At 40.2% G+C, this 11,871-nt stretch carries 9 protein-coding genes; 5 read left to right on the top strand and 4 right to left on the bottom strand.

What is annotated here, in order from left to right:
* From IE080_RS12245 to hflC, 4 genes are all read left to right on the top strand, one after another.
* The coding region (locus IE080_RS12245; RefSeq protein ID WP_189582819.1) for an Ig-like domain-containing protein at positions 1–2,245 on the top strand (2,245 nt) is incomplete at its 5' end.
* Between the two features lie 301 nt (positions 2,246–2,546).
* Positions 2,547–4,913 carry an OmpA family protein gene (locus IE080_RS12240; RefSeq protein ID WP_229800617.1) on the top strand — a complete coding sequence of 789 codons (2,367 nt, stop codon included), beginning with the start codon at positions 2,547–2,549 and terminating at the stop codon, positions 4,911–4,913.
* A 266-nt stretch (positions 4,914–5,179) separates the two neighbouring features.
* Complete coding sequence (gene hflK / locus IE080_RS12235; RefSeq protein ID WP_189582814.1) at positions 5,180–6,160, top strand: FtsH protease activity modulator HflK; 981 nt, start codon at positions 5,180–5,182, stop codon at positions 6,158–6,160.
* Positions 6,157–7,095: a protease modulator HflC gene (hflC, locus tag IE080_RS12230; RefSeq protein ID WP_189582812.1), complete on the top strand. Its 939-nt coding sequence runs from the start codon at positions 6,157–6,159 to the stop codon at positions 7,093–7,095. The genes hflK and hflC overlap by 4 nt, the downstream gene beginning before the upstream one ends.
* A gap of 251 nt (positions 7,096–7,346) precedes the next feature.
* On the opposite strand, the gene guaB is transcribed toward hflC, so the two are convergent.
* From guaB to gldD, 3 genes are all read right to left on the bottom strand, one after another.
* Positions 7,347–8,825, bottom strand: a complete 1,479-nt coding sequence (gene guaB / locus IE080_RS12220; protein ID WP_189582810.1) for an IMP dehydrogenase — start codon at positions 8,823–8,825, stop codon at positions 7,347–7,349.
* Between the two features lie 141 nt (positions 8,826–8,966).
* Positions 8,967–9,410, bottom strand: coding sequence for an ABA4-like family protein (locus IE080_RS12215; protein ID WP_189582808.1), 444 nt, complete (start codon positions 9,408–9,410; stop codon positions 8,967–8,969).
* 130 nt (positions 9,411–9,540) lie between these two features.
* The gene (gene gldD, locus IE080_RS12210) at positions 9,541–10,122 is read right to left on the bottom strand and encodes a gliding motility lipoprotein GldD (RefSeq protein ID WP_189582806.1); all 582 of its coding nucleotides are present in this window, start codon (positions 10,120–10,122) and stop codon (positions 9,541–9,543) included.
* A gap of 63 nt (positions 10,123–10,185) precedes the next feature.
* On the opposite strand from gldD, the gene IE080_RS12205 reads away from it, so the two are divergent.
* Positions 10,186–10,713, top strand: a complete 528-nt coding sequence (locus IE080_RS12205) for a DinB family protein (RefSeq protein ID WP_189582803.1) — start codon at positions 10,186–10,188, stop codon at positions 10,711–10,713.
* A gap of 550 nt (positions 10,714–11,263) precedes the next feature.
* Here the strand turns inward: IE080_RS12205 and IE080_RS12200 are convergent.
* Entirely contained in the window at positions 11,264–11,866 is a 603-nt protein-coding gene (locus tag IE080_RS12200; RefSeq protein WP_189582801.1) for a nitroreductase family protein, read from the bottom strand.
* Positions 11,867–11,871 lie beyond the last annotated feature (5 nt).

Below are 11,871 nucleotides of genomic sequence, written 5' to 3'. Positions count from 1 at the left end.
TGCGGGAGATTACGAGTTGACCTATAGCATCTGTGAGTTATTGAATCCTGGCAACTGTGACACAGCGACTGTAACGGTAACTGTAGCCGCACCAAGAATAGATGCTAATGATGATGACTTAGGCCCGATCAACGGAGCAGATGGTGGAACAACAGCGAGTGTATTGGGTAACGATACCTTGAACGGAGACCCTGTAGATCCATCAGATGTGACTTTGACGGTAGTAAGTTCAGACCCTGAGTTGAGGTTGAACCCTGATGGCACAATAACGGTAGCACCGAATACGCCTGCGGGAGATTATGAGTTGACCTATAGCATCTGTGAGGTATTGAATCCTGGCAACTGTGACACAGCGACGGCCACTGTTACGGTAGTGGGTCCTGAGATCATTGCTAATGATGATGATCTTGGAACATATTTCTTTAATTTCTTTGGGAACTTAGGAAATATTTTAGATAACGATCTATTAAATGGAGAAAGGCCGTCAGAAGGTCAGATAGATTTTGAGTTCTTAGAACTCGATGGTATCCAAGGATTATTTATTGATGAAGATGGTAATTTATCTATTTTGACTCCTGGATTAAATGAACCAAGGGAATATGTGTTGACATATAGAATTTGTGATACTTTAAATCCTTCAAATTGCAGTATAGCTACTGTAAGGATAACTATCATTAAATCTGAAATTGATGCAAGTAATGATAATTTCGGACCAATTAATGGAGTAAATGGTGGAACGACTCCGAGTGTACTAGATAATGATACATTGAATGGTCGTCCTGTGAGCCTAGAAGATGTAAGTCTGACCGTAATTACCTCGGCTCCTGGATTGATTCTAAATCCGGATGGTACCATAACAGTAGCTCCAGGAACTTCAACTGGTACTTATGAATTGACATACAGCATTTGTGAATTGTTGAATCCTGATAATTGTTCGGTAGCTACTATATCTATTACTGTGGAAGGAAATAGAGTTGAAGCTGAAGATGATGAGTTTGTAACCAACGAGGATACTGCGATAACTGTAGATATTCTAGGAAATGATCTTTCTGATCTTCCTTTGAATGTTGCAAGTCTTCAAATCACTAGTCAGCCGTCTAATGGTACAATAATTATAAATGATGATGGAACAGTAACGTTCATTCCTGAATTTGGCTTCTCGGGTACTGATAGCTTTACTTACCAAGTTTGTGATTTCAGTAGTCCAATTCCGAATTGTAGTGAGGCTATTGTTACTGTTCTTGTAAGGCCAATATTGGTAGATATCGAAAAAACAGTCAATATTATTAATGCTTCTGTCGGTGATATCCTTACATATACGTTAAAATTCACCAATAGAAGTGAGTTTGTGTTAACTGATGTCAGGTTAGTGGATTTACTTCCTTCGGAATTGATGTTTATAAGTTCAAGTGTAGATCCTTCGGGAGATCTATTCTGGGATTTCGTTGAAGTAGGCATTGGTGAGACTATAGAGATAAATCTTGATGCATTAGTCCTTGAAGCAGGTGATATTATCAATAGGTTGTTTTTCAGGAGAGGTGAATTTACTCTAGAGGCCATAGCTCCGGTAGTTGTTACTGTAAATACTGTTGACTTAGCTATTGAAAAGACATCTCGTGGTGTGGAAATTTGGGAAGGTGATGATTTTGAATATGATATCATAGTCACTAATATTGGTGGTACAAATGCAACAGAAGTTATTGTTGAAGATATATTACCTTCAGGTGTGTCCTTCATTAGTCAATCTGTCATCAGTTCTGTATCAGGTTTAGATGTAACCTTTAGTATTCAAGGTGATAGACTTCTTTGGACGGTTCCATTCTTCCCAGCGGACGGATTCCTTGAAATTAAATTAAGGGTGAGGGCAAACGCATTAACTGGAACTAACTCTCAGACAATTACTAATGTAGTTACAGTGAGTAGCAAAGAGGAAGACGAAAACACACAAAATAATTCTGACAGTGATGTTAATACGGTTCGTCCATTCTTCATTCCAAATGTGATTACGCCTAATGGCGATAGATTGAATGATAGGTTTGAGATCAAGGGAATAAATAAATTTGTGAGCAATAGCATTGTAATATTTAACAGATATGGTGACCATGTCTTCCAAACTGAGGATTACCAAAACAATTGGGATGCTCCGGGACAAGTTGCTGGCACATATTTCTATATATTTAGAGCTGTTGATAAGCAAGGTAAGTCTCATGAGTTTAAAGGCTGGATTCAAGTAGTAAAAGAATAAAGTAATAGTGTAAAAATTGAATTTAGTTGTTGTAGTGTCTATGGGAGAAGTTTCTCCTGTAGATAGCTACGGCAAGTAACTAGAATTATTCACTTGGGCATATTTATACCTCCAGAAGACCGTTGAGTATTGATGATTTTCTCAAGCTGATATTCAATGAAAAAGTGTTTCAGTACTGTATAAAAAAACGTATGTAATTTCCAGCTCTTACAATAATTCTAAAAAATACTTCAGAAGTAGTTATAAAAAATTATGTAAGAGTTATTTATTTAAAACATTAATACCCAAGATGGTACTTACCATGAGAAGGAAAAAAATATATTTAAGGATTTTTGCTGTAGTTTTTTTGTTTTTGTTTCAAACAGAAATACAAGCACAGCGACCGTTACTTCGGTATGCGGATAAGCAATTTTATTTGGAAAACTATTTGCACGCTGCTGAAATGTATTCTGAAGCTTATGCAAAAAAGGAAACCTATACCACTGCGCGGAAGCTTGCTATTACTTACCAAACAATTCGGGATTATGATAAAGCATTCGAATGGTGGGCTGTTGTAGTTTCTTATGATGACTCTACTAAAGATGATTTTTATTTATATTTGATTGCTGCCATGCAAGCTGGTGAAGCGGAAGATTTAAATGAATTCTTAAAAAAAGGAGGTTATAGTTCTTTTGATTTTCCGGGGTTTGATTTGGAGCTTTTAGAGAAGTTTTACTCTGAAAGAAAACCTATTAAATTGGTTCCGGTTCCTCATGTGAATAGTGATGGTTCGGATTATGGATTATCTAGAAGAGGCGAGGATTTGTTTTTTACGAGTGATAGAGGAGAAACTTCGACTTCTAAAAGAAAGTCGATTAGGTTAGATGCCAAAAACAATATTTTTTCCAATGAAAAAAGTAATTTCAACGAACGGGAATTTTACAAGTTGTATATAAGTAATAATTCTGGTAAAGTACAAGTGGTTTCTCTTGATTTGGAAGGAGTTCAACATGTTTCAGATGCTCAAATTTTCGCTAATGGCAACAAGATTTTCTATACGGCGTTTATAGGTCAAACTAAAATTAAGGGAAGAAGAAAGAGGAGTTTGGATTTAATCAATTATCCTGGAATTTTTTATGGAGAACTTGATCAGAGTGGACAAGTAACTAACAGCAAGCCTTTTCCATTCAATAGCATGCTGGAATATGGTATGATGAATGCTTTTTTTGATGAAATTAATGGTAAGGTGTATTTTTCTTCAAATAGAGAAGGAGGTTATGGGGGATATGATCTTTATTTTGTTGATTTTGATGGTACGGAAAATTTTGGTGAACCGGTAAACCTTGGTGGAGAAATCAACACGGTTATGAATGAAAGCCATCCATCTATTTCAGGAAATTTCCTGTACTTTAGTTCTAACGGGCGTTCTGGTCTTGGAGGCATGGATATTTTCAAGTCAGAAATACAGCTTAACAATTTTGGAGTTGCTGAGAATTTAGGCTTTCCTTTTAATAGCCCACGTGATGATTTTGCTTATGTTGAATTTGAAGATGGCAAAAGGTATTTATCCTCTGATAGACAAGGGGGCATTGGATTGGATGATATTTATTTAATTGAAGATCTTCACAAGCGACTAATTGCTAAAGTGCTTGATTGTGAAGGTAATATTATTTCAGATGAATTTGATGCTGAAATCAAAATTAAGAATGGTGATGAAGTTAGTACCAAAAGAGGACCGAATGGAGAGCTTTTTGCAGATTTATTGCCAGAAAAGAACTTTAATCTTTCTATTACTAAAAAAGGGTACTTTAGTCTTACTGATAATTCTTTAAGTACTGTAGGTGTAAAAGAAGAAAAACTTGAAAAAGAATATAAATTGGCTGCTATTCCATATCAAACACCTGTTTATGTGGATATTGTTTATTACGATCTAGACAGATCCAAAATTAGAAAGGATGCTGAGGAGGCCTTAGATAAGATAGCTGAATTAATGAACAGATATAATTTTCTTGATTTGTTAGTTGGTAGTCATACAGACTCTAGGGCTAGTGAAACTTATAATTTGGCTCTGAGTCAAAGGAGGGCAGATGCTGTCAGGGATTATCTTGCAAAATATAATATTAATGGAGAAAGGATTAAGTTAGAATGGTTTGGGGAAGAAAACCTTATAAATGATTGTGGAAATGGCATCCCTTGTCCTGAAAGGGAGCATCAACTAAATAGAAGAAGCGAGTTGGTTTTAGAGGCTTTTCCAGATATTACAAAACAATATGAATTACCTAAAGAGTTGATTGGGAAAGAGCTGTGTAACCAGACCAATCTTTTTGATGCTTTACAGGCAGAGTTAAATAGTCTACCAACAATTTATTTTGATTTTGACAAGAACACATTAAGGTCTGTCCATAAAGAAGAGTTAGAAAGAACCGCAATTATGCTGAGAAAAATGACAAATCTACAACTTTATATTGCAGGTCATACGGATCAACGTGGAAATGATGATTATAATAGAGATCTAAGTGAACGGAGGGCTCAAGTTGTTATGGATTATTTGATCAATAGAGGCGTTGAAGCTGCAAGATTGGAGTTTGAATGGTTTGGTAAATCTCAACCAATTAATGATTGCGACGAATTGCCATGTTCAAGTATTATGCACCAACTTAATCGAAGAACAGAAATCAAATTTAAATAATTTAAGTTTGCTGTAATAAGTTACTTTTAGGGAAGAGAAAATCCGTTTCTTCCCTTTACTTTTTTAGTCTATTTTTAAGCTGGAACTTTAAACAGTTACAATTATACATTACATACAGTTTTAAGCTTTTACTATTTTTACTCTGCAAGCGAGGGAAGAAATCAAGTATTGAAAGACAATTACACTTTTAAAATTTCAGAATTATCCGTTTTCCCCAACATTCTTAACTTTAAGCCGTAAATTAGAAGCTGAAACCAAATAAACTAATGGAAGATAGAAATTACGAAGTGAATATTGATCCGGATTGGATTAAGAAATTTGCTCCTAGGATCATCGGCGGATTTATTTTATTAGCTGCTGTTGTTACGGGAGTTAAAACGGTGGGACCTGAGGAAGAAGGTGTTGTGATTCAACTAGGAAAGTATAACCGTACGGTGGATCCGGGATTGAACTTTATCGTTCCATTTGGAGTGGAGCGCATGTTTAAAATTCCTGTACAGCGTCAATTGAAACAGGAATTTGGGTTTAGATCTACTGATAGTTCAGGTGCCCCTACTCAATATACGAAGAGCTCTTATGGTGATGAGAGTATGATGTTGACAGGTGATTTGAATCTGTCCGATGTGGAGTGGGTTGTACAGTACCGAATCGTAGACTCCTATCGTTACTTGTTCCGCGTGCGCAATGCAGAGAAAACCTTGCGAGACATGTCTGAGGCAGCTATGCGTAAAATTGTGGGTGACAGAACCGTAAATGAAGTATTGACAGTGGGAAGGCAGGAAGTAGCGAGTTCGGTGGAAGTTCTTTTACAGAGAATGTGTGATGAATACGAAAATGGCATCCGTATTGACCAAGTGGTATTGCAGGATGTGAATCCACCTGAGCCAGTAAAACCTTCCTTTAATGCAGTAAACCAGGCCCAGCAGGAACGTGAAACCTTAATCAATCAAGCTGAAGCAGAATACAACCGTGTTATCCCACGTGCAAGAGGTGAGGCGGAAGAAACGATTCAATTGGCAGAAGCTTATGCTTTAAATCGGGTTAACAGAGCGAAAGGGGAAGCAGAGCGTTTCACATCGTTGTTTGATGCCTACGTCAAAGCACCGGAAGTAACCAAGCAGCGGATCTATTTGGAGACCATGGAGCGCGTGCTTCCTAAAATCGGCAATAAGATTATTGTGGATGAAAAAGGTAATAATGTATTGCCTTTGTTGAATATTGATAAAGTAAAGACGAATACACCATGAGTACGAAAGGAACAGTATTGATCATCGTTGGAGCTATTGCTGCAATTCTTTTGTGGAATAGTGTATATATCTTGGATGAAACCAAGCAGGCAATTGTTACTCAGTTTGGTAAGCCGGTAGGAGAGCCACGTACAGAGCCGGGAATTAATGTCAAGATTCCATTCCTGCATAAGGTGCAGTTTTTTGATAAGCGCTACTTGGAATGGGACGGAGATAGAAATCAGGTACCTACCAAGGACAAGAAATTCATCTTTGTGGATTCCTACGCCCGTTGGGAGATTACCAATCCTTTGCAGTTTTTTATCCGTCTACGCGATGAGCGCTCTGCCCAGTCCCGATTGGATGATATCCTGGATGGGGAAACCAGAAATGCGGTAGCGAGCCATGACTTGTTGGATTTGGTGCGTTCAACCAATAGAGATCCTGAGGTAACCGAGGATTTTATGGAAGAAATAGAAATCCTTGAGGATATATCAGTAGGTCGTGCGCAAATCGAGAAAATTATTTTGGAAAAAGCGAATGAACGTACAACAGATTTGGGCGTACGGATTTTGGATTTCAGGTTCAAGCGTATGAACTATGTGGACGAGGTTAGAGATCGTGTGTATGATAGAATGATTTCCGAGCGTGTGAGAATAGCTGATCAGTTTAAATCAGAGGGTCAAGGAGAGGCAAGAAAAATCGAAGGTAACAAGGAAAGAGATTTAGCCCAGATCCAGTCAGAGGCATTTAAGCTGGCAGAAGAAATCAAAGGTAGAGCGGATGCTGAGGCAACCAATATTTATGCTGCAGCCTATAACCGTAATCGTCAGGCAGTAGACTTGTACAAGTTTCTTCGATCCATGGAAAGCTTCGAAAAATCATTGGATGAAAATACCAGTTTGGTCTTGTCTACGGACAGTGAGTTCTTCAGGTATTTGAGGAGGTTGAATTAGATCCTAATCAAGGCTGTTTTAAAAGCGAAGTCTTTTGAGACAGCCTCTTACATACTACGTGCAAGAAGATTTTCCTGAGTTGACAATTGAAGATATATTGGCTTGCTTAGCTTACGCTGCGGATAGAGAACATCAAACAAGAGCTTAATTGAAAAGTTTTTATTCCATAAAGACTGGGACGAATTAGGGTGTCTTGAGATAGAGTAAAAAAAGGGTCCTTTGTGACCCTTTTTTACTAATTGCACTTGAGATTACAACTTCGCCGAATAATTCGGAGCCTCTCTAGTAATACTTACATCGTGTGGATGGGATTCTTTTACACCGGCAGCGGTGATTTTGACAAATTTACCATCACGCTGTAAGTCTTCAATGGATTGGGTACCGCAATAGCCCATACCGGCCTGAAGACCTCCAACCAATTGGTACAATACTTCCGCAACCTGACCTTTGTAAGCAACTCTACCAACGATTCCTTCCGGTACCAGTTTTTTGATATTGTCTTCCGCATCTTGGAAGTAACGGTCTTTGGACCCTGACTCCATAGCTTCCAAGGAGCCCATCCCTCTGTAGGTTTTGAATTTCCTTCCTTCGTAAATAATCATTTCCCCAGGAGCTTCTTCGGTCCCTGCTAAGAGTGATCCGATCATAATAGAACCTGCTCCTGCTGCAATCGCTTTCACCAAATCACCAGAATAACGGATACCTCCATCAGCAATTACGGGTACATTTCGACCTTTCAAAGCCTCAGCACATTCAAACACCGCTGAAAGTTGAGGAACGCCCACTCCAGCAATGACACGGGTAGTACAGATGGAACCTGGTCCAACCCCTACTTTTACTGCATCAGCACCTGCTTCAGCCAATGCAATCGCCGCCTCAGGAGTTGCAATGTTACCTACGATTACATCCAGGTCAGGGAATACCTGCTTGATTTTTCTACAGGTATCGATCACACCTTTGGAATGTCCGTGTGCTGTGTCAATAGATACTACATCTACTCCTGCATTTTTCAATGCTTCTACACGCTCCACGATATCAGCCGTTACGCCAACTGCCGCACCCACTCTCAGACGACCATATTCATCTTTGCAGGCGTGTGGCTTATCTTTTCTTTTCAGGATATCCTTGTAGGTAATCAACCCTGTCAATCGGTATTCCTCATCTACGATGGGGAGTTTTTCGATTTTATATTCCTGAAGAATCTCTTCTGCTTGTTCGAGGGAGACTCCCGCTTTGGCGGTAATCAGGCCATCCACCGTCATGATATCTTTGATATTGACATTGGGATCTTTGATAAAGCGAAGGTCACGATTGGTAATGATTCCTTTTAAAATTCTATGCTCATCAACCACCGGAATACCACCAATATGATATTCACGCATGATGGCTTCTGCATCCTTCACCTTTGCTTCGATAGCTAACGTGATTGGATCCAAAATCATCCCTGCCTGAGAACGCTTCACTTTGCGAACCTGCGCTGCTTGCTTCTCAATGGACATGTTTTTGTGGATGAATCCAAGTCCTCCTTCCAATGCAATCGCAATGGCCAATTCAGATTCCGTCACGGTATCCATAGCAGCGGACACAAGCGGAATGTTCAATCGGATGTTCTTAGTAAGTTGAGTGGAGGTGTTGGTGTCTCTCGGCAATACTTCTGAGTATCCGGGAACCAAAAGCACATCGTCGTAGGTGAGTGCTTCGTAGAGGAATTTATCTGAATTTCTGTTCATGGCAAATGTGGTTAGGTAACCCTATTTGCCCGTCAAAGATACAAACATTTTCCATTGTGGCTCAAGGCCATTTCAAAATAATTTAAAGTTTAGCCAAAAATTTCTGTCCGAATTAAAATAAAATTTGGTATTCAACCTTTGCTAGTCAATCGTGGATTGGACCAATTTACCTGTTTTACCCGCCCGGATGATAAAGTAGAGCATTAATCCCAAAGGTCCTGCCATAAAGGTGCCTAACAGGGCCGGTAACAATAGCCACCTGCTGATGTCTTTTTTCCAAGCATCATGGGCTATCCACATGCCTACAAATAAATCAAAGGCCAAATAATGAATCCAACCCGCTAGTAAGGCTTCATCTGAACTCATTAAAGCTTTCACTTCTGCTAAACTTCCAAATCCAGCTCCTTCCATGTCTCCCGAACTGATACCGTAGATGAGGTAGAAAATATATGTTCCACCAAGGAGAATCAGGACACCGGAAAACAATGTGCTGTAAATCCAGGATTGCGCGTAAAAGATAAACAAGCCTATCCAGGCAAAGAATGCCAAGGTGCTTGCCATGGCAAAAACAGCTTCTAAGGTCATAGCGGGAAGGGGTTTATTGGTTTACTAAGATAGTAAATTCGCTTTTCTTTCCCCACTATGGCAAATAATTCCTCCAATGAACACAGTTGAATAATCGTTTAAAAGTTTTCGAGTCTGTTTTTGGAAACTCTTACAACTTCTTAAACTCCAAGGTATTGATCAAATGGATCAAATCTACCTTGATGTATTCAATGACAGGGGAGAGGGAGTCATTTTTCATAGCCGTATTGAAGTACAAAGCGCCCCGAAGGAAATTTTCGGTAGAATCGGTCACAAAAAACTGGAACTGCGTAGGCACTTCACCTGTCAACTCCGCGACTACTCCTGTGTAGCCTTTCGGTGTCAGCAAAATGGATTCTTCAATACCATAGGCTTTGATTTGGTGCTTGGCTGTCAGATTGATGGCATCATTTAAGACCATTTTGATGTCTTTGCCTTTGGATTCTAGGGTTAGGTAAGTGAGGTGGACCTTGGCACCTAGATCCTGATAATTCAGATTAATCCATGTTTTTTCTGCCAAATTGAAGGAATCAGGTTCTACCTGTGCATGCGCTGAATGTTGAAAAATATATGGCTGGGGCATGCTTAGCACATCAAATGCCCGCTCGGGTAGATCAATGCGGTTGTAGCCATTGGGTTTGGGTAAATAATCCTGTCCGCATGAGAAAAGGAAGCAAATGGAAACAAGCGTGCAAAGTATTCTGTTATGCATAGGTCAAAGGTAGTACTTTGATCAAAAGTTTTCCTAACTCAAACGTACAAAACACGCTAAACGATGAAAAAGATGCATTTAATTTTCGGAACTGTGCTTAGTTTGCTGATGGTTTTTTCAGCATTTTCTGTATCCGCACAAACAACCCTGGAAGAATTTGTTGCCAAATGGGACAATGGCAAGCAGTTTACCCTGGACGTGGTAGATAAAATGCCGGATAACTTATTAGACTACAAGCCGCATGCTTCTGCTATGAGTTTCAATGAGCAAGTGACACACCTTTCTGGAGCGATGGTGATGATCGCGAAGAACTTTATGATGGGAGCAGATCCATCTTTTGATCCGAGTGTAAAGCCAACAACCAAGGAGGAATTAAAAGCCTTAGTTGCCGCAAGCTATGATTATGTAAAGATCACTGCCAGTGGACTGACTGCTGCCCAGTTTGCCGAGAATGTAGAAATCTTTGGTAGTACAGCTAGTCGCAGACAAGTATTAGCCTTGATCGATGACCACACTACCCACCACAGAGGGGCGGCAATTTCCTACATTAGAGCCAATGGCATCGAGCCTCCAAGATTCAGTGGAATGTAAGAAGTGGTCCACGGTTGGTCGGTCGACTGTCCACGGTGTGGTTTAAGTCTTCAGACTTGCGAAAGGAGGCGCTTTTTTTCACGCCACGAGCGCAACGCTTTTCCGCCACGCTCGCCAAGGGAATGATGGATTTTTGCTCTGTGGACTTCACTTCTACATCGAAAATCCAGACCCGGCAGGTTTTAAAAACCTGCCGGGTCTTCTACTAAAAATGCAATTGTTTGATTTTAAGGATATCTTTTTTTGCCACTGTTCACTTCCCACTGCTCACTGTTCACTGGCTTCGACTCCGCTCAGCCACCGTGGCACCTTCATTCTACATTTCCCTACGCTTCTCGCCTCCTGCTTGCAGCACCTTCATCCTTCATCCTTCATCCCTCATCCTTCATCCTTCCACCTTCATCCTTCCACCTTCATTCTACCATTCCTCCCTCCATTGTCTCGTCCTGAAATCACTTGACGTTTTTTTAAAGAATAATTTCCTTATTTAAACGCCACCAATATATCGCCAATAGGCTTATTTCAACTTATATCGCGCTAGCATATATCATTACCTAACCCAATTCACCTTCTCCCCAACTGGTCTTCTTCTCCCTGCTGGCCATCTGTCTGTAGCGGGTTTGGCTACGTAGAAGAAGCCCATCAACATATCTTCTTCGCCCAAACCAAACCATTCCTTGGCTTCCGGCCAGAATGTTGGTCCGCCGGTTCCCCAGTAGGCAGCAAGGCCGTGGGCAGAGGCGGTTAGGTACATGTTTTGCACAGCCATGGCAACAGCTGCAATTTCTTCCATCACAGGTAAGTTTGCACGAAGGTCACGCTTGAGCTGTATGGCGATGATGTGGGAGGCTTTGAGTGGGTTTTCTTTCAGTTTTTGGTAGGTAGCTTCGATAAAATTGCCAGCTTTTTCTGCTCGCTCCTTGTAAAGGCCTGATTGGAATTCTGAAAAGCGCTTCAAGCCTTCTCCCGAAAACACGGTAAATTCCCATGGTTCCGTCAGTTTATGGGTAGGTGCCCATGTGGCATTGGTGAGCATTTCCTCGATGATGGCATCATCTACAGGGTCATTTTCCTTGAATTGTGCTACAAACATGGACCTACGTCCACGGATGATTTTGTTTACTTCTGCTATATTGAAATCTGGTCTTTCCATGATCG

This window comes from Mongoliitalea lutea, from assembly GCF_014652135.1.
GTDB lineage: Bacteria > Bacteroidota > Bacteroidia > Cytophagales > Cyclobacteriaceae > Mongoliitalea > Mongoliitalea lutea.
Note: the sequence above shows the minus strand (reverse complement) of the source record. Positions and strands in the feature narration are given on the sequence as shown.

Bases quoted from the DNA above. Each gene is read 5' to 3' on its own strand.
- gldD (WP_189582806.1), bottom strand. From the start codon at position 10,122: ATGCATAACAGAATACTTTGCACGCTTGTTTCCATTTGCTTCCTTTTC.
- IE080_RS12200 (WP_189582801.1), bottom strand. From the start codon at position 11,866: ATGGAAAGACCAGATTTCAATATAGCAGAAGTAAACAAAATCATCCGT.
- IE080_RS12240 (WP_229800617.1), top strand. From the start codon at position 2,547: ATGAGAAGGAAAAAAATATATTTAAGGATTTTTGCTGTAGTTTTTTTG.
- hflK (WP_189582814.1), top strand. From the start codon at position 5,180: ATGGAAGATAGAAATTACGAAGTGAATATTGATCCGGATTGGATTAAG.
- guaB (WP_189582810.1), bottom strand. From the start codon at position 8,825: ATGAACAGAAATTCAGATAAATTCCTCTACGAAGCACTCACCTACGAC.
- hflC (WP_189582812.1), top strand. From the start codon at position 6,157: ATGAGTACGAAAGGAACAGTATTGATCATCGTTGGAGCTATTGCTGCA.
- IE080_RS12215 (WP_189582808.1), bottom strand. From the start codon at position 9,410: ATGACCTTAGAAGCTGTTTTTGCCATGGCAAGCACCTTGGCATTCTTT.
- IE080_RS12205 (WP_189582803.1), top strand. From the start codon at position 10,186: ATGAAAAAGATGCATTTAATTTTCGGAACTGTGCTTAGTTTGCTGATG.